A 22,977-nucleotide genomic window follows, 5' to 3' on the forward strand; every position below is an offset into this window, starting at 1 on the left:
GCGGGGACGATGAGCGAACGGGAATCGATGCCTTATGACGTGGTGATCGTCGGTGGTGGGCCTGCAGGCCTGGCTGCCGCGATCCGGGTGAAGCAGCTCAATCCCGAACTTTCGGTGTGCATCCTGGAAAAGGGCTCCGAAATCGGCGCGCATATCCTGTCTGGCGCGGTGGTCGATCCCAAGGCGTTGGACGAACTGCTGCCCGAATGGCGCACCATGGGCTGCCCGATGGCCGAAGTGCCGGTGACCGACAACTGGCACTGGGTGCTGACCAAGACCAAGAAGTACGCCATCCCGCACTGGCCGATGCCGCCGTTCATGTCGAACGAGGGCAACTACACCGGTTCGCTTGGCAACCTGTGCCGCTGGCTGGCCGAACAGGCGACCGAACTCGGCGTGGAAATCTTCCCCGGCTTCCCCGCTGCCGAAGTGCTGTTCAACGAGGCCGGCGCCGTGATAGGCGTGGCCACGGGCGACATGGGCGTGGCCAAGGATGGCAGCCACAAGGGCGATTACCAGCCCGGCATGGAACTGCATGCCAAGTACACCCTGTTTGCCGAGGGTGCGCGCGGCAGCCTGACCAAGCGGCTCAAGCAGCATTACGATCTTGAGCGCGATTGCCAGCCGCAGGTCTATGGCCTGGGTATCAAGGAATTGTGGGACATCGATCCGGCCAAGCACGTGCCGGGCCGCGTGCTGCACACCCAGGGTTGGCCCCTTTCGGAAAGCAATTCGTGGGGCGGCGGGTTCCTCTATCACCAGGCCAACAACCAGGTGGCCTTGGGCTTTGTCACCGCGCTCGATTACGCCAACCCCTATGTCTATCCCTACGAGGAATTCCAGCGCTGGAAGCAGCACCCGGAAATCCGCGCCATCCTGGAAGGTGGCCGCCGCGTGGCCTATGGCGCGCGCGCGATCAACGAAGGCGGCTGGCAATCAGTGCCGCGCCTCTCGTTCCCCGGTGGCGCGCTGATCGGCTGCTCGGCCGGTTTCGTCAACGTGCCGCGCATCAAGGGCAGCCATACCGCGATGAAAAGCGGTATGCTGGCGGCCGAGGCGATAGTGGCGGCAGCCGCCGCCGGGCGTGAACATGACGACATGGTGGAATACGATGCCGCCGTGCGCGACAGCTGGATCGCCAAGGAACTCAAGCTGGTGCAGAACGCCCAGCCGCTGGTGTCGAAGTTCGGCGGTTCGTGGGGCACGATCCTGGCCGGGGCCGACATGTGGGCCCGCGTGCTCAAGGTCAATCCGGTCAAGGGCCTCAAGCATCATACCGATGCCGAGGCGACGCAGCGCGCCGATCTCTACAAGCCGATCGCCTATCCCAAGCCCGATGGCGTGATCAGCTTCGATCGCCTGACCAGCGTGTCGTTCTCGTACACCAACCACGAAGAAGACCAGCCGTGCCACCTGGTGTTGAAAGACCCCGAGGTGCCCACGCGCGTCAACCTGCCGCTTTATGCCGGGCCAGAGGCGCGGTTCTGCCCGGCGGGTGTCTATGAATTCGTGGGTGTGGAAGAAGGCACTCCGCGTTTGCAGATCAACGCGCAGAACTGCGTGCATTGCAAAACCTGCGACATCAAGGACAAGACCCAGAACATCGACTGGGTCACGCCCGAAGGTGGTGGCGGTCCCAATTATCCCAATATGTAAGGCCCCGTTGTTCAAACCATGCATGAAATGGCCTTTGCCAAGATCAACCTGGCGCTGCACGTGCGCGCGCGGCGCCAGGACGGCTATCACGCGCTGGAAACCGCGTTCGCCTTTGTCGACGCGGGCGATGAACTGGCAGTAAGCCCGGCAGCGCAGGATGCCTTGCGCGTGGTGGGTGAATTCGGCGGTGAACTGGCCGATCCCTTTGGCAATATCGTGGCCAAGGCGCTGACCACGCTGCCGCGTGAGCAAGGCTGGGCGGTCACGCTGGAAAAGCGCTTGCCGGTGGCGGCTGGGCTGGGTGGTGGATCGGCCGACGCCGGCGCAGTGTTTCGCCTGGTCGAGCGGGCGCAGGGCCTGCCGAAGGATTGGCACGCGCGCGCCGCTGCGCTGGGCGCCGATGTGCCCGCTTGCGTGGCGAGCCAGGCTTGCATCGGGCGCGGTACCGGCACCGAGTTGGAAGCGGTGGACAACGACTTGGCCGGCTGCCCGGTGCTGCTGGTCAATCCGCGCATTCCGCTGGCGACCGGACCGGTGTTCAAGGGCTGGGATGGCGTCGATCGCGGCCCGCTGCCGACCGGAAACCTGCGCACCATCGCGCTGGACGGGCGCAACGATCTGGAAGCACCGGCGCTGGCGCTGGTGCCGCAAATCGGTGAGGTGCTCGCCGCGCTGCGCGCCACGGGCGCCTGGCTGGTGCGCATGTCTGGGTCTGGCGCAACTTGCTTTGCGCTGTTTGACGATACGGCCGCGCGCGATGCCGCGCAGGCGGCCATGCCTGGCGCATGGTGGACGCTGGCCGGAGCGTTGCGATGAGCGCCGAGGCCTGGACTCTGCTGGGTACACCCACAACAGGTGGGGTGCTGATCGTTTCCGACCACGCATCGGCGCGTGTGCCAGGCGATATCGACCTGGGTATCGATCCTGCCTTGTTGAGCCAGCACATGGCTATCGACATTGGCGTTGCCGGCATTGCCGCCATCCTGGCGCAAACCCCTGGCGTGGCGGCATTCCTGGGCGGGGTGAGCCGGCTGGTCTGCGATTTCAACCGCGATGCCGATGCGCCGGGCGTGGTGCCCGAGGCGAGCGACGGGCATGCGATCCCCGGCAACCGGCTCGACGCCGCTGCTCGCGCAGGGCGGCTGGCGCGGTTCTTCGATCCTTATCATACCGCGCTGGCGCGAATACTGGCGGCGAATGAACCGGCCCTTATCCTTTCACTGCATAGCTTTACGCCGCGTCTTTCAAGTGATCCCGAACAGCAGCGGCCATGGCATGTCGGCGTGTTGTACAACGACGATACGCGCGCCGCACATCTGGCGCTCAATTGGCTGGGTCAAGAGCCGGGCCTGTGCGTGGGCGATCAGCAGCCCTATTCGGGGCGTCTGCTCAATGCCACGATGAACCGCCATGCCGAGGCGCATGGGCGGGCCTATGTTGGGCTGGAACTGCGCCAGGATCTGATTGGCGACGCGGCGGGCCAGGCGGAGTGGGCCGCGCGGCTCTCCCGGTTGTTGCCGGTGGTGGTTGCGGGCCTCGCCAAAAAGTCGCAAATGTAACCTTGGACGCGTCGGCTCACGTGGAGTAGGGGCACGTGCTTGCGCCTGCGCGGCGCGAGAAAATTGCATGCCTGGAGTTTCCGAACAATGCCCGCCTACCGCTCCCGCACCTCTACCCACGGCCGCAACATGGCGGGCGCGCGCAGCCTGTGGCGCGCAACGGGGATGAAGGATGGCGATTTCGGCAAGCCGATCGTCGCCGTGGTAAACTCGTTCACCCAGTTCGTGCCGGGCCACGTCCACCTCAAGGACCTGGGCCAGATGGTGGCACGCGAAATCGAGGCCGCGGGCGGCGTTGCCAAGGAATTCAATACCATCGCCGTGGATGATGGCATCGCCATGGGCCACGACGGCATGCTCTATTCGCTGCCGAGCCGCGATCTGATTGCCGATAGCGTGGAATACATGGTCAACGCGCACTGCGCCGACGCCATGGTGTGTATCTCCAACTGCGACAAGATCACGCCGGGCATGCTGATGGCGGCCATGCGCATCAACATTCCCGTGGTGTTCGTGTCGGGCGGGCCGATGGAAGCCGGCAAGGTCGTGCTGCGTGGCAAGGAACACGCGCTCGACCTGGTCGATGCCATGGTCGTGGCCGCCGATGACAACTATACTGACGAGGAAGTGGCCGATATCGAGCGTTCGGCTTGCCCGACGTGCGGCTCGTGCTCGGGCATGTTCACCGCCAATTCGATGAACTGCCTGACCGAAGCACTCGGCCTGTCCTTGCCCGGCAATGGCTCCACCCTGGCGACCCACGCCGATCGCCAGCGCCTGTTCCTGGAAGCAGGGCGCCTGGCTGTGGACCTGTGCAAGCGCTATTACGAAGAGGGTGACGAGAGCACTCTGCCGCGCGCGATCGCCAACTTCCGCGCGTTCGAAAATGCGATGAGCCTCGACATCGCCATGGGCGGTTCGACCAACACCGTGTTGCACCTCTTGGCCGCCGCCCACGAGGCCGGGGTCGATTTCACCATGGCCGATATTGATCGCCTGTCGCGCCGGGTGCCGGTGCTGTCCAAGGTGGCGCCCGCCAAGAACGACGTGCACATGGAAGACGTGCACCGCGCCGGCGGGATCATGGCGATCCTGGGCGAATTGGACCGCGCCGGGCTGCTGCACACCGATACGCCGACGGTGCACGCCCGCACCATGGCCGATGCGCTGGCGCAGTGGGACGTGGCGCGCACCAATGCGCCCTCGGTACAGGAATTCTATCGTGCCGCCCCTGGTGGCGTGCCGACGCAGACCGCATTCAGTCAGAGCCGCCGCTGGGCCGAGCTGGACCTCGATCGCGAAAACGGCGTGATCCGCAGCGCGACCCATGCCTTCAGCCAGGATGGCGGGCTGGCCGTGCTGGCCGGCAACATCGCCGCCGATGGCTGTATCGTGAAGACGGCGGGCGTGGATGAAAGCATCCTCACGTTCACCGGCCCGGCCAAGGTCTATGAAAGCCAGGACGCCGCGGTGACCGCGATCCTCACCGGCCAGGTGGTGGAAGGCGATGTGGTGCTGATCCGCTATGAAGGGCCGAAGGGCGGTCCCGGCATGCAGGAGATGCTCTATCCCACCAGCTATTTGAAGTCCAAGGGCCTGGGCAAGGCCTGCGCGCTGGTGACGGACGGGCGCTTTTCGGGCGGCAGCTCGGGCCTGTCGATCGGCCACGTCTCGCCCGAGGCGGCCGAGGGTGGGGCGATCGGCCTGGTGGAAACCGGTGACCTGATCGCCATCGACATTCCTGGCCGCAAGATCGACGTGCTGGTGTCGGCCGATGAACTCGCCCGCCGCCGCGCCGCGATGGAGGCCAAGGGCGCCGATGCCTGGCAACCGGCCAAGCCGCGCGCGCGCAAGGTTTCGGTGGCCCTGCAGGCCTATGCCGCGATGACGACGAGTGCGGCGCGCGGCGCGGTGCGCGACCTGGCGCAGTTGAAGCGGAGCTGATGCTGCGCGCGGCCGCCCTGCTGCCGCTGCTGCCGCTGCTGGCGCTGGCTGCCTGCGGGCAGGGCGCCGGCTCTGCGCCGGAACGGCCGATGGTCACTATCGAATGCGCCACCGATGGCGCCACGGCCTTTGCGCGCGATTGCAAGGTGGAGCCGGTGATGGAACAGGGCCGGCACCTGTTGGTCGTGCATCATCCCGCTGGCGGATTTCGCCGCTTGCTCAAGGTCGATGACGGGCGCGGCGTGGTGACGGCAGACGGTGTGGTGCCTGCCCAGGTGGCGTGGCTGGCCGATGGCCGGCTAGAAGTGACGGTGGGCAGCGACCGCTATCGCTTTCCCGCCAAAGTGAAGGCCGACGCCCCGGCCAGTGCCCCGGCTGGACCCGATGCTCCCGCCAAGCCCTGACCCTGCGCAAATCCTCACCGTCGCGCAGATGCGCGCCGCCGAAGACGCCCTGATCGCCGCTGGAACCGATGTTCATGCGCTGATGCAGCGGGCCGGGCGCGGCGCCGGGGAATGGGTGCGCCGGGTGGCGGCCGGGCGGCGCGTGACCGTGCTGTGCGGGCCGGGCAACAATGGCGGCGATGGCTATGTCATCGCGCAATATCTGGCCGAGGCGGGCTTGCGTGTGTGCGTGATCGCGCCCGGGCCGCCCGCCACCCCGGCGGCGCAGCGGGCGCGGGCGCTGTATGCCGGCACCGTTATGGAAAGCGCGGCTGACGGGCTGGGCGGCGTGCTGGTCGATTGCCTGTTCGGCAGCGGGCTGACCCGGCCGCTGGACGATGCATCGGCAGCGATGCTGGCCAATCTGGCCGCGCGGCACGCCTATCGGATCGCGATCGATGTGCCCAGCGGCGTGGCCAGCGATAGCGGCGAATGCCTCAATCCCGGTCTGCCCGATTGGCATCTGACCTTGGCCTTGGGGGCATGGAAGCATGCCCACTATGCCATGCCGGCTTGCGCCAAGATGGGCGCGCTGCGGCTGGTGGATATCGGCGTGGGCACGGTGCCCGGCGCGGCGCATGTGCTGGCACGGCCAGTCTTGGCAGCGCCAACGGCCGATGCGCACAAGTATCGCCGGGGCTTGCTGGGCATCGTGGCCGGTGCCATGCCCGGCGCGGCGCTTCTGGCGGCGACGGCCGCGCTGCGCGGTGGGGCAGGCTATGTACAGGTCTTGGCGGGCGAAAGCGCGCTATCCGGGCCGCCGCCGGAACTGGTGGTGCGCGACACGGCCAAACAAGCGGCGCTGGCAGCCGCGTTGGACGATGATCGCTTTGCCGCGTTGCTGGTGGGGCCGGGGCTGGGCCGTGATGATGTAGCGCGGGCTCGCCTGGCTGCAGCGCTTGGAGCAGGCCGGCCCATGGTGATTGATGCCGATGCGCTGGTCTTGCTGGCGCCGGCGATGCTGCGGGGAACACCCTTGGTGTTGACCCCGCATGATGGAGAGATGCGGGTTTTGGAACGCAATTTTGGACTTTCCGGCACGGGTGACCGGTGCGCGCGCGCCGTGGCACTGGCGCAAGCCGCCCGTGCTGTGGTGATTCTCAAGGGACCGGACAGTGTGATCGCCGCGCCCGATGGCGCAGTGACCGTGGCGCCGCGCGCGTCGTCGTGGCTGTCGGTGGCCGGCAGCGGCGATGTGCTGGCTGGCACCGTTGCCAGCCGCCTGGCCGTGCTGCGCGACCCGCATCGCGCCGCGCAGGAAGGGCTGTGGCTCCATGGCGAAGCGGCGCGCTTAGCCGGCCCGGCCTTCACCAGTGGCGATCTGGCCCATGCCATCGCCGGTGCGATGCAACAGGTGCTGGCATGAGCGCGGCACCGATCGTGCGCGTTGCCGCCAAGGGTGAGGGCGCCACGGCCGATGGCCGCTATGTCGCACTCTCTGCCCCCGGTGACATGCTGGAGGCCGATGGCACGCTGACCTGGGGGCCCAACCATGTCGAGCCGCCCTGTCGGCACTTCCCGGCCTGTGGCGGTTGCCAGTTGCAGCATCTTTCCGAAGCCGCGCTGACCGATTTCGTCGGCAGCCGGGTGATCGGCGCTGCCAAGGGGCAGGAACTGGACCCCGGCACGCCCGAGCCCACCCACCTTTCGCCGCCGCGCACCCGCCGCCGCGCCACCCTGCATGCGCAGGCGATCGGCCGCCGCGTGGTGCTGGGCTTTCGCGAGGGTGGCAGCCACAAGACCATCGACATGCGCGAATGCCACGTCATTGCGCCCGAGTTGATGGCGCTGGTGGCCCCGCTGCGCACGCTGCTGGAAAGCTGGCAGGATCGTAAGCTGGCGGTAGACGTGGAACTGACGCTGGCCGACCAGGGCGTGGCCGTCGGCTTTTCCGGCCTGGTGGCCGATAATCTGGCACGGACCGAGGCGCTGCTCGATTTCGCCCGCGATCACCGCCTGGCGCGGCTGACGATCGATACCGGCTATGGCCCGGAAACCACGTGGGAGCCTGATCCGGCGACGATCACCCTGGGTGGTACCGCCGTGGGCATTCCGCCGGGCGCGTTCCTGCAGGCGACAGCCGATGGCGAAGCGGCGCTGGTCGCCGTCGCACAGGGCTGGCTGGCCGGCGCCAGCACAGTCGCCGATCTCTTCGCCGGGTTGGGCACGTTTGCCTTTGCCCTGGCCGGGCCGGGCACCAAGGTGCTGGCGGTGGAAGCCGCGCGCGACGCGCATCTCGCCTGCCAGGCGGCGGCGCGCAGCCAGGGCCGTCCGGTGCACGCGCTGCACCGCGATCTGTTCCGCAATCCGCTGCGGGCCGAAGAACTGAACCGCTTCGCTGCCGTGCTGCTCGATCCGCCGCGCGCCGGTGCGCGCGAGCAGGTGGGGCAGATCGCGGAATCAACCGTGGCGCGGGTGGTCTATATCAGCTGCAACCCGGCCAGCTGGGCGCGTGATGCGGCAACGCTGGTGGCGGCCGGCTATCGCCTGGAAGGGCTCAAGGCTGTGGGCCAGTTCCGCTGGTCCACCCATGTCGAACTGGCGAGCCTGTTCGTGCGCGCAGGCGCCTGATCAGGGCCGGCGCAATGCACAGGCTTTCCCGGCGATATCCAAGGATTGTGCGCAGGTTATCCACAGGCCTGCGCACAGGGTGTCAGCGTGACCGGGTGAGCACGACCAGGCGGTAATAGCCAAAGGCGCCGGTATGGGTCTGGCAAGACAGGCCCTGCTGCGTGGCGATGTCCTGGGCCAGCTTGGCCAGTTCGGTGCGCGGCGTCACATGAAAGCGCGTCAGCCACGCTTGGAGCAGGCGGCGCAGCGGGCCGGGCAAACCGGCGGCATCGTGGAAATCGACGATGTGCAGCGATCCGCCCGGCGCCAGCAGGGTGGCGGCATGGGCGACCGTTTGCTGCCATGGCGGGATCATCGAGAGCGCAAACGAGATGACGACGCGATCGAACCGCGCCGTGCCGAGCAGTGCCGCCGCGTCAAAAGCGCTCGCATCGGCCAGTGCCAGCCGCGCGCCATTGCCCAGCCGCGCCTGTGCGGCCCCGAGCATCTCGCGCGAGATATCGATGCCGAACAGGCGCATGCCGGGCCAGCGCCGCGCGATCATCGCCAGGTTGCGGCCGGTACCACAGCCCAGTTCGAGCACGCGGGCGCCGGGCTGGGCGTCCAGCCCGCGGATCAGGCGATCGCGGCCGAACAGGTAATATTTGCGCGTGATGTCATAGATGCGCACCTGGCGGCGATAGATCGCATCCATCAGCGCACCGTGCGCGCGCGCCTGCCCGGCCAGCATCGTCATGCGCGCAGTTCGTAAAGGTGGACGCCGCCATAGATCGACGAGCGATCGCGCGCGGTAAAGCCGGCGCTGGCCTGCGCGTGATAGGTCCAGCGGTCGAGCAGGTCGGGCGCCACGCGTCCCGGCAGCAGCGTGGGTTGGGCCGCAGTGCGGAACAGCACGCGGGCGCCGGGCCGCGCGGTGCGGGTGATCTGCTGCCACAGCGCGTTGAGCTGGGTATCGGTCATCCAGTCTTGCGCATCGAGCAGGACATAGCGATCGCGCGAGGCATCGGGCAGCGTGGCGAGATGCTCGGTGAAATTGGCGTGAAGCACGGTCACGCGGCCGGCGCGGGCGCGCACGGCGTCCCAGTTCCCGGCCTGGAGATAGGGCGGCAGCGGCCCATCGCCATCGCGGGCATAGCCGCGTGAAAAGGCCTGCCAGGCGAAATAGTTCTCTTCGATCGGAAAATCGCAGGCCAGCTTTTCCAGGCGGCGACGCAGCACTTGCGCCATGCGCTGGTCCCCGGCCAAGGCATCGAATTGCGCCGGGGGAATGCCAAGACCAAACAGCGCGGCGGGCTGGTCGGTCAGCCAGCGCACGAAGCGCTTGTCGAACACCGGGGCCAGTTCGCGCTCGAACACGGCGCGCTGCGCCTCTTGTGTGGGGGCGGCCAGGATTTGTGCCAGGTCGATGCGATAGAGCTTGGCCAGCAGATGCGCCACGCCGATGAAATTGCCGAGCAGCCCGCGCTTGTAGATGCCCTTGGAAAAGCCGCCGATGCGGCGCCGGCCAATCAGGTCGCGTCCTTCCCAATAGCGGCGCGTCGGCTCATCGAGCATGGGCGCCAGATGCGCGCGATAGGCCGCGATGTTGGCCGGGCTATCCGCCTGGGCGAAAAAGCGGTGGAAGGCGGCATGGTCGGGAAGGCCCTGCGCTGCGGCCAGCTTGAGCTTGTTGAGCGCGATATGCGCGGTGTTAAGATCGACGGCCGTGATGCTTTCGGGATCGGCCACCAGATAGGACAGCACGTTGCACCCGCCGCTGGCGATCGCCACCACGCGGCTGTCCGGCCGGATCTGCAGGGCGTCCATGTCGACATCCGGGTCTTCCCAGATCTGCGCATAGACCAGCCCGCGAAACGCCAGGGCAAAGGCATGATCGAGCAGGCGGTGGGCAACGCCGGCGCCCTTGCGCACGACAGAGCGGGTGATCGGGTTGCCGGCGCCGGGTTGGCCCCGGTGGCGTTGCAGTTCCATGGCCAGTGTTTTTCCCATTCGTATGGATGGGCACCGGTTTAAGGCAGCGGCGTTGCGGTAATATGGCAAACCCGGCGGCATATCGGGTTTCGCCCCGGTTGCGTTGCCCGCAATAGGACTTGGGTTTGTCATGTGCTTGCCCTATGGGGCCTGCCCATGATGGGTCTGCCCTGTGCCGGGCAGGCCGAATGCCCCTTGTTTTCTCGAATTATGGAGTGACCATGGCTCAGGTTCTTGTGATTGGCGCCGGCGGCGTCGGCTCGGTCGCGGTCCACAAGATGGCGATGAATGCCGATATCTTCACCGGCATCGCGCTCGCCAGCCGCACGAAGAGCAAGTGCGACGCGATTGCCGCATCGGTGAAGGAACGCACCGGTGTTGACGTGGCCACCTATCAGATCGACGCCGACGATGTGGCCGCCACCACCGCGCTGATCAACCAGGTGAAGCCCATGCTGGTGGTCAACCTGGCACTGCCCTACCAGGATCTGACCATCATGGACGCGTGCCTGGCGGCCGGCGTGCATTATATGGACACCGCCAACTACGAACCGCGCGAAGAAGCCAAGTTCGAATACAAGTGGCAGTGGGCCTATCAGGAACGCTTCAAGGAAAAGGGCCTGATGGCGCTGCTCGGTTCGGGCTTTGACCCGGGCGTGACGTCGGTGTTTGCCACCTGGCTCAAGAAGCACAAGCTCGACACGATTCGCACGCTCGACATTCTCGATTGCAACGGCGGCGATCATGGCCAGGCCTTTGCCACCAACTTCAACCCGGAAATCAACATCCGCGAAGTGACCGCGCCAGCGCGTCACTGGCTGAACGGCGAATGGGTGGAAACCCCGGCGCTGACCATCCGCCAGCAGTTCGATTTCGAGGCGGTCGGCCCCAAGAACATGTACCTCATGTATCATGAGGAAATCGAAAGCCTGAAGACCCACCTGCCCGAAATCAAGCGCATCCGTTTCTGGATGACGTTTGGCGACGCCTATATCACGCACCTCACCGTGCTGCAGAACGTGGGCATGACGCGGATCGATCCGGTGATCTATGAAGGCAAGGAAATCATTCCCTTGCAGTTCCTCAAGGCCGTGCTGCCCGAACCGGCGTCGCTCGGCGCCACCACCAAGGGCAAGACCAACATCGGTGACATCGCCACCGGCACCAAGGACGGCGTTGAAAAGACGTTCTACATCTACAACATCTGCGACCATGAAGATGCCTTTGCCGAAACCGGCAACCAGGCGATCAGCTACACCACCGGCGTTCCGGCGATGATCGGCGCGGCGCTGATGGTGCAGGGCCTGTGGAAGGGCGAGGGCGTGTTCAACATCGAACAGCTCGATCCCGATCCGTTCATGGACATGCTCAACCAGCATGGCCTGCCCTGGCAGGTGAAGGAACTGGCAGGCCCGCTGCAGTTCTGAGGTCTCGCAAGGCCTCGCACCACCCCCCGACCCCCTCCTCTGAAGAGGAGGGGGAGTAAGACCCAAATAGCCCCCTCCTCTTCAGAGGAGGGGGTTGGGGGTGGTGGAAGCCACCCGCACACCACAGAAAGGCCGCACCTTCATGGAAACCAGAGCCGGTGACCCGGGCGCCTTCGCCCATTTCGATCTGTCGCGCGTCGACAGCCCAGCCTTCGTCGTCGATGTGCAGGCCCTGCGGCGCAACCTGGCGACCCTGGCCGACATTCGCGATCGGGCCGGGATCAAGGTTCTGGCCGCGCTCAAGGCCTTTTCGATGTGGCAGGTGGCGCCGGTGGTGGGCGAATACCTCGACGGCGTGTGCACCTCGGGCCTGTGGGAGGCCAAGCTGGCGGCCGAGCACTACCAGGGTGAGATCGCGACCTATTGCGCGGCCTACAAGGCGGAAGACCTGGCCGAAATCTGCGCGCTTTCGGATCACGTGATTTTCAATTCGCCGTTCCAGATCGCGCGCTTTGCCCCGGTGCTGGCGCAGGCGCGCGCCGATGGCCAGGCGTTCGACGTGGGCCTGCGGATCAATCCGCTGCACCAGGAAGGCGAAGTGCCGCGCTATGACCCGTGCGCGCCGCATTCGCGCCTGGGCTTTCCGGTGGACCAGTTGCAGCCAGAGCACCTTGAAGGCGCGTCCGGCCTGCATTTCCACACGCTGTGCGAGCAGGATTTCGAGCCGCTGCGCCGCACCTGGGAAGCGCTGCTGCCGCGCATCGCGCCGTTCCTGGGCCAGCTCAAGTGGCTGAACTTTGGCGGTGGCCACCATGTGACGCGCGCGGATTACCAGCGCGACGACCTGGTGGCTTTCCTGCGCGCGGTGAAGGCCCAGACCGGGTGCGAGATCTATCTCGAGCCCGGTGAGGCCGTGGCGCTCGACGCCGGCATCCTGGTGGGCACCGTGCTCGATCGCCATTGGAACGGCATGGACATTGCGATCACCGACATTTCCGCCACGTGCCACATGCCCGACGTGATCGAGGCACCCTATCGGCCGGCCATGCTGGGCGAGCTGCCGATCGACGAATACGAGGATGGCGCCGGCGATGCCCCGGTGCGCCTGGGCGGGCCATCGTGCCTGGCGGGCGATGTGATCGGCGACTATCGCCTGCCGGTTCCGGCCGAGCCGGGCGTGCGTTTCGCGTTCCTGGATCAGGCGCATTATTCGATGGTCAAGACGACCACGTTCAACGGGGTGCCGCTGCCGTCGATCTGGCTGTGGGACAGCGGGGCTGACACGCTCGAGCTGGTGCGCCGGTTTGCCTATGAAGATTTCCGCGACCGGCTGAGCTGACCGGAGAATATCTCTTTAAAACAGTCTATTGCTCGCTCCCGTCGAGGTGCTGCCTGCGCCCGGACGGGGCGGGGGTGCGCCAGTCCGAGGCTGGCACTGTGACAGATTTGTGAAAGGGGGATTTTTTCGCTTGAAGTTCGCCCCCTGAGCCTTATTTAGCGCTTCCTCGCTGCCCCATGGGGACTTCCAAACCGCAAGGCAGCTTTCGTTCCACGTTCCGTTTGGGGGTCCCTTGAGTTGCACATTCATCCTGATGCACGGGCTGTAGTTCGCGCCACCGCGCCTGACCAACCCGCCATTTTGAACCGCCCGCATGCAGCCGCGCGCGCAGCCCGCTTCTTTGTCGAGAAGTTTCCGGGCAAGTCGCTCTATGCTGTCAAAGCGAACCCCTCTCCTGACCTCCTGCGCATCCTCTGGGACGCCGGTGTCACGCACTATGACGTCGCCTCGATCACCGAGGTCAAGCTGGTGCGCGCCACGCTGCCGCAAGCCACGCTGTGCTTCATGCACCCGGTCAAGGCGCCGCGCGCCATTGCCGAGGCCTATCACGTCCACGGCGTGCGCACGTTCAGCCTCGACTCGCTCGACGAGCTGGAAAAGATCCGCGAAGCGACCAATGGCGCGACCGATCTCACGCTCTGCGTGCGTCTGCGCGTCTCGTCCGAGCATTCGGAACTGAGCCTCGCTTCGAAGTTCGGCGTGGACCTGGTCGATGCGCGTGAACTGCTGCAGCAGACCCGCCAGCTGGCTGATTGCCTGGGTGTGTGCTTCCACGTGGGCAGCCAGGCGATGAGCCCGCATGCCTATGTGCTGGCGCTGGAAAAGGCCCGTGCCGCGATCGTCGATGCTGCCGTCACGGTGGACATCATCGACGTGGGTGGGGGCTTCCCGTCGGTCTATCCGGGCATGGAGCCGCCGCCGCTCGAAGATTACTTCGCGCTGATCGACCGTACCTACGAATCGCTGCCGGTGTCCTACTCGGCCGAGCTGTGGTGCGAGCCGGGCCGTGCGCTGTGCGCGGAATACAACTCGATCATCGTGCGCGTTGAAAAGCGCCGCGAGAACGAGCTGTTCATCAACGACGGCGCCTATGGCGCGCTGTTCGATGCCGCACACGTGGGCTGGCGCTTTCCGGTGCGCCTGCTGCGCGAAGCCGACAACGATGCCGCTGGTAGTGTCGAGGCGCAGGACTTCAGCTTCTATGGCCCGACCTGCGACGACATGGACTTCATGGAAGGGCCGTTCCCGCTGCCCGGCGATGTCCGCGCCGGCGACTATATCGAGATCGGTATGCTCGGTGCCTATGGCGCGGCGATGAAGACCGCGTTCAACGGCTTTGAAGCGGTTGAAACCTACACCGTGGCGGACGAGCCGATGGCCAGCCAGTACAACGGCAGCCGTCGCCACCTGCGCACCGGCGACAACGTGGTTTCGCTGCGCTGAACACTTGAAACCGGCGGACTGCGGTCCGCCGGTTCATTTTTGCGTCATGTTGCAATCGATATAATTTTCCCACATCCCGAGTCCAATCGGGTCGCAACCCAGAAAAAAGGCCCCGTCGATCGCATCGGCGGGGCCTTTTTTGTTGTGTAGTATGGGGCGTTGCGGCCCGTGCTGCATGGCGGCCGAAACCGCCACGCAGCCGTGGTCATCAGAATTTGATGCCAGCCGTAACGCGCATGTAGCGGCCCATCACAGCGTCGTAGTAGCGGGTCGAAGTCGCGCTGCCGAGGGCATAGGGGAACGGCAGGCTGCGATTGAAGACGTTGTTGACGTTGAAGCGCAGGCTGAAACGGTCATTCACGTTGAAGCCGAGTGCGCTGTTGAACAGCACATAGGCGCCCACGCGCGGGTATTGATACACCGTGTCGGCCGAGTTCACCGCAACCTTGGCCGGCCCATAATACGTGGCCTGCCACATCCAGTTGATCGACTTGGTGGCCCAGACTGCCGTTGCCGTGAAGTTGTCGGTCGGTTCGGCAACGCCGCCCACCGTCTTGGTGAAATCGCCTTCACCGATCTGGTAGTAGTGGCGGAAGGTATGCAGGTAGTTCACGTCGAACAGCAATGCACCGGCCGACGAAGGCAGGCCGAGGCGGCTGAGCGGGAGGTTCCACTTGGCCGAGGTCTGCAGGGCCCGGAACACTTCCAGACCGATGTTGTAGTTGCCTTCGGCAAAGCCATTAACCTGGCCTTCCGCGTCACGCGAGAACGTGCTGCAATACGGACTGCTGCCGCTGGCCGAGTCATAGCAGGCGTTCATGAGATCGGTCAGGCTGAGCGTTGCGATCTCGTTCTTGATCTTGATATTCACATAGTCGCTGGTGATCGTCAGGCCAGGGAGGAAGCTGGGCTGCAACACGCCGCCAATCGTCCAACTGTTGGCCACTTCGTTGCGCAGCTTCGGATTGCCGCCCGACGTGCCCTGCGCCGTGTAGTCAACCACATTGGACGTGAAGTTGGCGGGAACGCCCGCTGCGGCGCAGTTGGCGGCGCGGTTGGTCGGATTCGGCCCCTGGTTGATGTAGCGCTTGTCGCACGGGTCGTTGGCGGTGTCGAAAATCGACCCGATCGGTGCAAACAATTCAGTGATCGACGGCGCGCGGAACGAGCGGGTGTAATTGCCGCGCAGCGTCAAGTCCTTGACCGGCGCATAGGTAGCACCACCGGTGTAGGTCCAGAAGCCACCAGCGATGCTGTTCTTCACATAGCGACCCGCCGCATTGACTTCGAGGCGATAGACCGCCGGCACTGCGTTGTCGGGCGAGATAAACGGCAGGCTGATTTCGCCAAAGCCTTCATTGGTGTTGTAGCTGCCCGCCACCGGATCGATCGGGATCGAGTTGCCATACTGCGACCGAGTGCCGTCGCCGTTGTCCTGGCCATAATAGAACGCACCCGGATCGAAACGCGCGCTTTCATAGCGATGCTCGTAACCCAGTACGAACTTGGCAAAGCCGCCCGGCAGCTTGACGAGATCGCCCTTGATATCGGCGATGATGTCAGACTGTTTGTTGATCTGGCGAGTGGTCGCCTGAGCGGTGATATAATCGAGCGCGGCCTTGCTGGCGTTACCATTGCCAAAGATGTTCAGCGGCGCGCAAGTGGAGCTGAACGTGGCAATCGCGGCATTGGTATAGCCCGGGCGGCAGATGATGTTGCCAGTGCCGTCGGTGGTGGCATCAAGCGCGTTGAAGAAGTTCTGCGTGACGATTTCGCGCGAGGTGGTGCTTGAAATGGAACGGCCATACGTGCCGTTGATTTCCCACGTGAGCTTGCGTTCGCCGGCTTCAATGTCGCCGGTCAGTCCGCCGACAAAACGTAGAAGGTCGGAACTGGTGCGGAATTCGCCCGTGGCAAGATCGGTATTCGCGCGTGACATGTAGAAGCGGCTGGGGTTGGCGCCGTTCGCCGTCAGGCTGCTGATGATCGTGGCGCGATCCGCCGCGCTCAGGAACGGGTTATCCGTGCTTAGGATAAGGTTGCCGTTCGTGTCGCCCGCTCTGCCGAAACCGCGATAGTTATAAAACGGCTGGCCAGCAGTATTCGACGCGTAATTCCGGCTGAACCAAACTTCACCATTGAATCGGATGCTGTCGCTCACATCGTAGTGTGCGAGGACAGTGCCCTGATAACGCTCAGACGAAACGAGGAAGTTGCTGTAGTCGCCGATCGCAAAGCCGTCACCGCCAGCCTGAGAAATGAGGCTGCCAGTTTCCTGACCATTTTTGAACGGCACCAGTTGGCCGGCACGGTTGAAGACCATTGCCTGGCCACCTGCGTTGGTGATCGCGGCAGCTGGAGCATTGCCTAGGATCGGATAGTTGTCCCGATACATCGGCATGCCGGTGTTGGTGAACACGTTATAGTGCAGGCCGCCACCGTAGAGCTGATAGGCATAGGTGGTATCGCCCAAGGCGGTGCCGAAGAACGAGGCTTCGCCACCGTAGGTGGTCGGGCGCTGGGCGCCGGTAATGCCGTTCTGCTTATCGTAGAAGAAGTTGGCAGTGATGTTGCCGCGGCCCTCGGCGAAATTCTTGCCGGCTAGCACCGAGAAGTTGTAGTCCTGACCGTCGCCATACTTCGACAGGCCATAGGAGCCATTGGCTTCCACGCCGTCGTAGTTCTTCTTCAGCAGGATGTTAACAGTACCGGCGATCGCGTCAGAGCCATAGATCGGCGCACCGCCGACCGAGACGACTTCGATGCGGTCAACCAGGCTCGGCGCGATCTGGCCTAGGTCCACCGGGCTGCCGGCAACGGCGCCGAAGATCGAGCCGGTCGCCGGACTGACGAAGCGCATGCCGTTGACGAGGGTGAGCGTGCGCTGCGAACCCAGGTTATAGAGGTTGGCAAAGGTCTGGCCGGCGCCGAAGCTGCCCTGGTCACCGGCGACGCTGTTGCCCGGAACGCCGAAGCCCGGCAGCTGCTGCAGCGCCTGGCCCACGTTGGTATAGCCGCGCTGCTCGATCAGGTCGCTGCCGAGCGTGGCCACGGGCTGGTCGGTGATCGGGGCGCGGGTGATACGCGAACCGGTGACGACGATTTCGGCATCGGACGCGTCGGCCGGTGCAGCCTGTTCCGCCGAGGCGGGGGCCGCGTCGGTGGATTGTGCGTGCGCCACGCCGGCCAGGGTCAGAGGAACAAGGAATGACGCCGTAGCTGCCAAGGCACGCATGCGGCGCTGCGAAAAAGTAGTCGCGGCCATAAAGCCCCCGTTTGTTGCAAGTGCGACCAAACTTGCGTGGGAGGTATCAAAACGCAACTGTTTTGCGCCAATTCGATCAATGGCTTGTCCGGGTGTTGCAGCCAGGTTACACCCTGGCCTTTGGGGCAATACTGCGGCATTCGTTCGCAACAGACGGCATCGCTCGCGCGCTGCAACGCACGTGGCTGCACCTTGGTTCCCGCTCTTTTTCGCATGATCGATTTCGGCAATCTTTGTGACCGGATAAATCTGTTTCCGCCAAACCGCGAATTGCGGAAAGACACACCCTGAACTCGTGATGAAGGGAAAGTGTATTTGCAATGCCGGGATGACATGATCTGAAATCCAAGGAATTGCTGTTTCAAACCCGTCATCAGGCATTTTGCCTGATGGTCGCGTTCGTTCTGTTGGTCTGAATATATTCGGAAACAATTCGTGCCGCACGCCATCGCGTTTGCGGCAGCGCCTATGCTTGTCTTATTAAAACGCAGGAGATTGTTGCAATGCGTCATATTCATCGCTCGCTGGGCGCTTTGTGTCTGGCGATGACTGCCCCTTGGGGCACATCGCTGGCCCATGCCGAAGCAACCGCTCCCGCTGGGGCTGCGCCTGTGGCCATGGCTGCCAGCGACACGGTCACGACCAACAAGGACTGGTGGCCGGCTCGGCTCGACCTGTCGCCGCTGCGCCAGAATGACGTGAAATCGAATCCATATGGCGCCGATTTCGATTATGCCGCTGCGTTCAAGACGCTAGATCTGGCGGCGGTGAAGGCCGATATCGCCAAGGTGCTGACCACCTCGCAGCCGTGGTGGCCGGCCGACTATGGCAATTACGGCCCGTTCTTCATCCGCATGGCATGGCACAGCGCCGGCACCTATCGCACGGTCGATGGTCGTGGCGGATCGGCCGGCGGCGAACAGCGCTTTGATCCGCAGAATTCCTGGCCAGATAACGCCAACCTCGACAAGGCGCGCCGCCTGCTCTGGCCGATCAAGCAGAAGTATGGCCGCAAGATCTCGTGGGGCGATCTCATGGTGCTGACCGGCAACGTCGCGCTGGAGCAGATGGGCTTCAAGACCCTGGGCTTTGCCGGTGGCCGCGTCGATGCGTGGGAGCCGGACATGGTGTTCTGGGGCAGCGAGAAGAAGTGGCTCGACGGGGCGAACAGCCGCATCGGCGCCAATGGCCAGCTCAAGGGCCCGCTCGCCGCGGTGCAGATGGGCCTGATCTATGTGAACCCCGAAGGGCCGGGCGGCAATCCCGACCCGATCGCGGCAGCAGCCGATATCCGCCGCGCCTTTGGCCGCATGGCAATGAACGACGATGAAACCGTGGCGCTGATCGCCGGTGGCCACACCTTTGGCAAGGCGCACGGCGCGCACAAGCCGGAGGAATGCACCGGCCCGCAGCCGGCTGCCGCCCCAGTGCAAGACCAGGGTTTCGGGTGGAAGAACAAGTGTGGCAAGGGCAATGCCGAAGATACCGTGACCAGCGGGTTGGAAGGCGCATGGTCAGCCAATCCGATCGCGTTCACCACGCAGTATCTCGACAACCTGTTCGGGTTTGACTGGGTGCTGACGACCAGCCCGGCCGGCGCCAAGCAGTGGACGCCCAAGAACGCCAAGGACGTGCAGATCGTGCCCGATGCGCACCTGGCTGGCGTGACTCACGCACCGATGATGTTCACCACCGATATCGCGGTGAAGGAAGACCCTGGCTTTCGCGCGATCGCGCTCAAGTTCCGCAAGGACCCGCAGGCGTTTGCCGATGCCTTTGCCCGCGCCTGGTTCAAGCTGACCCACCGCGACATGGGCCCCAAGGGGCGCTACATCGGCCCTGACGTGCCAGCGCAATCGTTCCTGTGGCAGGATCCGCTGCCCAAGGCCGATTACGCCATGATCGATGCCGGTGACATCGCCAAGCTCAAGGCGCAAATCCTGGCGAGCGGGCTGGGGCAGCGCGAACTGATCCGCGCCGCCTGGGCTTCGGCCAGCACGTTCCGCAGCACCGATATGCGGGGTGGCGCCAATGGTGCGCGCATTCGCCTGAGCCCCGAAAAAGCCTGGGCGGTCAATGATCCGGCCGAGCTTGACGCGGTGCTAGCCAAGCTGGCGGCAATCCAGGCCGGCTTCAACAAAACCGCGCCGGGCGGCAAGAAGGTGAGCCTGGCCGATCTGATCGTGCTGGGCGGCAATGCGGCGGTGGAACAGGCCGCAGCCAAGGGCGGCGTCACGCTGGCGCTGCCGTTCACGCCAGGCCGTGTCGATGCCACCCAGGCGCAGACCGATCCGGCCAGCTTTGCCGTGCTCGAACCCGTGGCGGATCCGTTCCGCAACTATTACGATGCCCCGTCGAACTGGCAGGGCCCGGCGGAAGCCATGGTGGACAAGGCCGATATGCTGGGCCTGAGCGTGCCGGAAATGACCGTGCTGCTGGGCGGGATGCGCGCGCTCGATGCCAATACCGGCCATTCGGCCAACGGCGTGCTCACTGCCAAGCCTGGCACGTTGAGCAATGATTTCTTCGTCAACCTGCTCGACATGGGCACGGTATGGAAGAAGTCTGACAAGGCAGCGGGCCTCTATCAGGGCAGCGACCGTGCCAGCGGCAAGCCGCGCTGGACGGCGACGACGGTGGACCTGATCTTTGGCTCCAATTCCGAACTGCGCGCCGTGGCCGAGGCCTATGCCATGGACGATGCCAAGGAACAGTTCGTGCGCGATTTCGGCGCGGCCTGGACCAAGGTGATGAACGCAGATCGGTTCTGATATGGGTGGAGGTGGGGGCTGGGCTGGTGCCTGGTTTCCACCATCCCCAAACCCCATCCGCTGAAGAGGATGGGGCTTAAAGAAAAAGGCCCCCGGATTGCTGTCCGAGGGCGTTTTTTCTGATTGGTGATGTAAGTGTTAGGCGGCCTGGCGCTGCGACATTTCCAGTTCAAGCCGTTCCCAGATTTCCACCAGGGCCTGCGTCAGGTCGCGCATCATTGCCTCGGTGTGGGCCGGGCCAGGAGTGAAGCGCAGGCGCTCGGTTCCACGTGGCACGGTGGGGAAATTGATCGGCTGCACATAGACGCCGTATTCCGCGAGGAGGATGTCCGACACCTTCTTGGCGCGCACCGGATCGCCAACCATCAGCGGGACGATGTGCGTAGTGCTGTCCATTACCGGAAGGCCGGCATCGCGGAACAGCTGCTTGAGCGTGGCGGCAGCGGCCTGCTGGGCATTGCGTTCGTCGCTCGATGCCTTGAGGTGGCGAACCGAGGCGAGCACGCCGGCCACGAGCACCGGCGAGAGCGAAGTGGTGAAGATGAAGCCCGGAGCGTAGGAGCGGATCACATCGATAATCCGGCTGTCGGCCGCGATATAGCCGCCCATCACGCCAAAGGCCTTGCCCAGCGTGCCTTCGATGATGTCGATGCGGTGGGCCGCATTGTCACGGTCGGTGATGCCGCCGCCGCGCGGGCCATACATGCCCACGGCGTGCACTTCGTCGATATAGGTGAGGGCGTTGTACTTGTCGGCCAGGTCGCATATCGCGTGGATCGGGGCGACGTCGCCGTCCATCGAATAGACGCTTTCAAACGCGATCAGCTTGGGCACGGCAGGATCGGTTTCCGCCAGAAGTTCTTCCAGATGCTCCAGATCGTTGTGACGGAACACGCGCTTTTCCGCGCCGGAGTTGCGAATGCCGGCAATCATGCTGGCATGGTTGAGCTCGTCGGAAAAGATCACGCAGCCCGGCAGCACCTTGGCCAGCGTGGACAGCGTCGCGTCGTTCGAGACATAGCCCGAGGTGAACAGCAGCGCGCCCTGCTTGCCATGGAGATCAGCCAGCTCGTTTTCGAGATCGACGTGATAGTGGGTGTTGCCGCCGATGTTGCGGGTGCCGCCAGAGCCGGCGCCGACATCGTGCAGCGCTTCTTCCATGGCGGCGATCACCTTGGGGTGCTGCCCCATGGCGAGGTAATCGTTGGAGCACCACACGGTGATCGGCTTGGGGCCGTTGTGGCCGGCAAAGCAGCGCGCGTTGGGATAGGCGCCCTTGTTGCGCAGGATGTCGATGAAAACGCGATAACGACCTTCGGAGTGCAGGCGATCGATGGCAGCATCAAAAATCTGGTCGTAGTTCACTGCTTGCTGCTCCTTCGTTCCTGCAGCTGACCGGCTGGGCCCGGATTGCCTCGCAATGAAGCACTGCCAGGCGGCCGCGTCTTTGTCTTATCGCAACAAAATCCCATCCTGCGGTGAATGCACGGGTTGGATAATGCCACATCGTTGTTGTGCGCCCGCCACCTCTCTCCCAAAAGGCGTTTGTCGCGGGTTGCCAGGCGCTTCTACTCCCCGCGGTAAAGTCTTGCCAAGTGACTTTTGCGGTTTGAGTGATCGAAGCGATTGCACTTTAGGTCAATGCGGCAAAATGCCCCAGGCGGCGCGCCGCAACGCTCAAGCCTTGCCCACCTGGTCAAGGCCGTGTGCCGCCAGCGTGGGCGCCAGTTCGGCCACGGCATCGTCAAGGCGGGTGAACAGCGCAAGGTCGGGCACGCGGCGGGCAAATTCCTGGCCCTGGGTGAGGAACGCGATGCGCCGGGCGATGCCGTCAGACCCGTCGATGAAGCGTACGCCAGGCCCGAATGCTTTGCCCAGCTCGGCCTCTACCAACGGAAAATGCGTGCAGGCCAGCACCACGGTATCGATCTGGGCGCCGCCCGGCTGTTCGCGCAGGGCCTGGGCTGCTGCGGCAAACACGGCGGGATCAACCGCATGGCCCCGCAATTGCGCCTCTGCTGCGGCAACCAGTTCGGGCGCCCCGTGCCGCAGCAGGCGCTTGTCGGCGGCAAACTCTGCCTCCAGCCGATCGACATAGCCCTGGCGGATGGTGGCCTGCGTGCCGAGCAGGCCGATCACGCCGGTCTGCGTCATCGCGGCGGCGGGCTTGATCGCCGGCACCGTGCCCACGATCGGCACCTCCAGCACTTCGCGCACCGAAGCCAGTGCAATGGTGGAGGCCGTGTTGCAGGCAATGCATACCAGGCGTGGACGCAGCCGTTCGGTCAGGCGGCCGAGCAGGCCCGATACCCGCGCCGCGATCTGTGCCTCGGTCTTGGTGCCATAGGGCAGGCCCGCATTATCAGCCACATAGATCACCGGCGCCTGGGGCAGCACCTGCCGCAGCTTGGCCAGCACCGAAAGCCCGCCGACGCCGGAATCGAACATCAGGATCGGCGCATCGGCCGGCGGCATGGCGGGATCGGAAGCGGTGGCAGCAGCGGTCATGGCCGCGCTTGTAGCGATAACGGTGGTAAAAAGGGAGGGCGTGCCACCTTTCGATTGTGCGCAACCACGGCTAAGAGCGG

The 22,977-nt window shown here is 64.7% G+C and carries 16 protein-coding genes; 11 read left to right on the forward strand and 5 right to left on the reverse strand.

All coding sequences use genetic code 11. From position 1 onward, the window contains the following. Positions 1-9 precede the first annotated feature (9 nt). The 7 genes from ABIC78_RS06195 (at position 10) to ABIC78_RS06225 (ending at position 8,173) form a co-directional block, all read left to right on the forward strand. The gene (locus tag ABIC78_RS06195) at positions 10-1,656 is read left to right on the forward strand and encodes an electron transfer flavoprotein-ubiquinone oxidoreductase (protein ID WP_022675289.1); all 1,647 of its coding nucleotides are present in this window, start codon (positions 10-12) and stop codon (positions 1,654-1,656) included. Between the two features lie 18 nt (positions 1,657-1,674). Continuing rightward, complete coding sequence (locus ABIC78_RS06200) at positions 1,675-2,472, forward strand: 4-(cytidine 5'-diphospho)-2-C-methyl-D-erythritol kinase (RefSeq protein WP_354488335.1); 798 nt, start codon at positions 1,675-1,677, stop codon at positions 2,470-2,472. Next, positions 2,469-3,215 carry an N-formylglutamate amidohydrolase gene (locus ABIC78_RS06205; RefSeq protein WP_354488337.1) on the forward strand — a complete coding sequence of 249 codons (747 nt, stop codon included), beginning with the start codon at positions 2,469-2,471 and terminating at the stop codon, positions 3,213-3,215. Before ABIC78_RS06200 ends, ABIC78_RS06205 begins: the two co-directional genes overlap by 4 nt. 87 nt (positions 3,216-3,302) lie before the next feature. Next, positions 3,303-5,159 carry a dihydroxy-acid dehydratase gene (gene ilvD, locus ABIC78_RS06210; protein ID WP_171798532.1) on the forward strand — a complete coding sequence of 619 codons (1,857 nt, stop codon included), beginning with the start codon at positions 3,303-3,305 and terminating at the stop codon, positions 5,157-5,159. After that, the gene (locus tag ABIC78_RS06215; RefSeq protein ID WP_354488339.1) at positions 5,159-5,563 is read left to right on the forward strand and encodes a hypothetical protein; all 405 of its coding nucleotides are present in this window, start codon (positions 5,159-5,161) and stop codon (positions 5,561-5,563) included. The genes ilvD and ABIC78_RS06215 overlap by 1 nt, the downstream gene beginning before the upstream one ends. Further along, entirely contained in the window at positions 5,544-6,968 is a 1,425-nt protein-coding gene (locus tag ABIC78_RS06220) for an NAD(P)H-hydrate dehydratase (RefSeq protein ID WP_354488341.1), read from the forward strand. Before ABIC78_RS06215 ends, ABIC78_RS06220 begins: the two co-directional genes overlap by 20 nt. Beyond that, positions 6,965-8,173 (forward strand): class I SAM-dependent RNA methyltransferase, encoded by a 1,209-nt coding sequence (locus tag ABIC78_RS06225; protein WP_062782713.1) that lies wholly within the window; start codon positions 6,965-6,967, stop codon positions 8,171-8,173. Before ABIC78_RS06220 ends, ABIC78_RS06225 begins: the two co-directional genes overlap by 4 nt. An 82-nt stretch (positions 8,174-8,255) precedes the next feature. On the opposite strand, the gene ABIC78_RS06230 is transcribed toward ABIC78_RS06225, so the two are convergent. Both ABIC78_RS06230 and ABIC78_RS06235 read right to left on the reverse strand, forming a co-directional pair. After that, positions 8,256-8,909 (reverse strand): class I SAM-dependent methyltransferase, encoded by a 654-nt coding sequence (locus ABIC78_RS06230; protein ID WP_354488344.1) that lies wholly within the window; start codon positions 8,907-8,909, stop codon positions 8,256-8,258. Then, the gene (locus tag ABIC78_RS06235; RefSeq protein ID WP_169048297.1) at positions 8,906-10,144 is read right to left on the reverse strand and encodes a BtaA family protein; all 1,239 of its coding nucleotides are present in this window, start codon (positions 10,142-10,144) and stop codon (positions 8,906-8,908) included. The genes ABIC78_RS06230 and ABIC78_RS06235 overlap by 4 nt, the downstream gene beginning before the upstream one ends. Positions 10,145-10,365: 221 nt before the next feature. On the opposite strand from ABIC78_RS06235, the gene ABIC78_RS06240 reads away from it, so the two are divergent. The 3 genes from ABIC78_RS06240 to ABIC78_RS06250 all read left to right on the forward strand — a co-directional run bounded on the left by ABIC78_RS06240 (position 10,366) and on the right by ABIC78_RS06250 (position 14,353). After that, positions 10,366-11,571 (forward strand): saccharopine dehydrogenase family protein, encoded by a 1,206-nt coding sequence (locus tag ABIC78_RS06240; RefSeq protein ID WP_354488346.1) that lies wholly within the window; start codon positions 10,366-10,368, stop codon positions 11,569-11,571. Between the two features lie 142 nt (positions 11,572-11,713). Next, positions 11,714-12,910: a carboxynorspermidine decarboxylase gene (locus ABIC78_RS06245; RefSeq protein ID WP_354488348.1), complete on the forward strand. Its 1,197-nt coding sequence runs from the start codon at positions 11,714-11,716 to the stop codon at positions 12,908-12,910. A gap of 237 nt (positions 12,911-13,147) precedes the next feature. Then, positions 13,148-14,353: a type III PLP-dependent enzyme gene (locus tag ABIC78_RS06250; protein WP_054131081.1), complete on the forward strand. Its 1,206-nt coding sequence runs from the start codon at positions 13,148-13,150 to the stop codon at positions 14,351-14,353. Positions 14,354-14,561: 208 nt separating this feature from the next. Here the strand turns inward: ABIC78_RS06250 and ABIC78_RS06255 are convergent, their stop codons facing one another. Next, complete coding sequence (locus ABIC78_RS06255) at positions 14,562-17,999, reverse strand: TonB-dependent receptor domain-containing protein (RefSeq protein WP_354488350.1); 3,438 nt, start codon at positions 17,997-17,999, stop codon at positions 14,562-14,564. 122 nt (positions 18,000-18,121) lie between these two features. On the opposite strand from ABIC78_RS06255, the gene katG reads away from it, so the two are divergent. Beyond that, entirely contained in the window at positions 18,122-20,389 is a 2,268-nt protein-coding gene (katG, locus tag ABIC78_RS06260; protein ID WP_502915644.1) for a catalase/peroxidase HPI, read from the forward strand. A gap of 138 nt (positions 20,390-20,527) precedes the next feature. Here the strand turns inward: katG and hemA are convergent, their stop codons facing one another. Both hemA and murI read right to left on the reverse strand, forming a co-directional pair. Continuing rightward, entirely contained in the window at positions 20,528-21,754 is a 1,227-nt protein-coding gene (gene hemA / locus ABIC78_RS06265) for a 5-aminolevulinate synthase (protein WP_171798529.1), read from the reverse strand. 312 nt (positions 21,755-22,066) lie between these two features. Next, positions 22,067-22,897: a glutamate racemase gene (gene murI / locus ABIC78_RS06270; protein WP_354488352.1), complete on the reverse strand. Its 831-nt coding sequence runs from the start codon at positions 22,895-22,897 to the stop codon at positions 22,067-22,069. Between the last annotated feature and the right edge of the window lie 80 nt (positions 22,898-22,977).

It is taken from the genome of Novosphingobium sp. 1529 (assembly GCF_040544855.1).
GTDB classification, from domain to species: Bacteria; Pseudomonadota; Alphaproteobacteria; order Sphingomonadales; family Sphingomonadaceae; genus Novosphingobium; species Novosphingobium capsulatum.

Coding starts and splice junctions, on each gene's coding strand:
- ABIC78_RS06195 (WP_022675289.1), top strand. CDS start 10: ATGAGCGAACGGGAATCGATGCCTTATGACGTGGTGATCGTCGGTGGT.
- ABIC78_RS06200 (WP_354488335.1), top strand. CDS start 1,675: ATGCATGAAATGGCCTTTGCCAAGATCAACCTGGCGCTGCACGTGCGC.
- ABIC78_RS06205 (WP_354488337.1), top strand. CDS start 2,469: ATGAGCGCCGAGGCCTGGACTCTGCTGGGTACACCCACAACAGGTGGG.
- ilvD (WP_171798532.1), top strand. CDS start 3,303: ATGCCCGCCTACCGCTCCCGCACCTCTACCCACGGCCGCAACATGGCG.
- ABIC78_RS06215 (WP_354488339.1), top strand. CDS start 5,159: ATGCTGCGCGCGGCCGCCCTGCTGCCGCTGCTGCCGCTGCTGGCGCTG.
- ABIC78_RS06220 (WP_354488341.1), top strand. CDS start 5,544: ATGCTCCCGCCAAGCCCTGACCCTGCGCAAATCCTCACCGTCGCGCAG.
- ABIC78_RS06225 (WP_062782713.1), top strand. CDS start 6,965: ATGAGCGCGGCACCGATCGTGCGCGTTGCCGCCAAGGGTGAGGGCGCC.
- ABIC78_RS06230 (WP_354488344.1), bottom strand. CDS start 8,909: ATGACGATGCTGGCCGGGCAGGCGCGCGCGCACGGTGCGCTGATGGAT.
- ABIC78_RS06235 (WP_169048297.1), bottom strand. CDS start 10,144: ATGGAACTGCAACGCCACCGGGGCCAACCCGGCGCCGGCAACCCGATC.
- ABIC78_RS06240 (WP_354488346.1), top strand. CDS start 10,366: ATGGCTCAGGTTCTTGTGATTGGCGCCGGCGGCGTCGGCTCGGTCGCG.
- ABIC78_RS06245 (WP_354488348.1), top strand. CDS start 11,714: ATGGAAACCAGAGCCGGTGACCCGGGCGCCTTCGCCCATTTCGATCTG.
- ABIC78_RS06255 (WP_354488350.1), bottom strand. CDS start 17,999: ATGCCTGATGACGGGTTTGAAACAGCAATTCCTTGGATTTCAGATCAT.
- katG (WP_502915644.1), top strand. CDS start 18,122: ATGCGTCATATTCATCGCTCGCTGGGCGCTTTGTGTCTGGCGATGACT.
- murI (WP_354488352.1), bottom strand. CDS start 22,897: ATGACCGCTGCTGCCACCGCTTCCGATCCCGCCATGCCGCCGGCCGAT.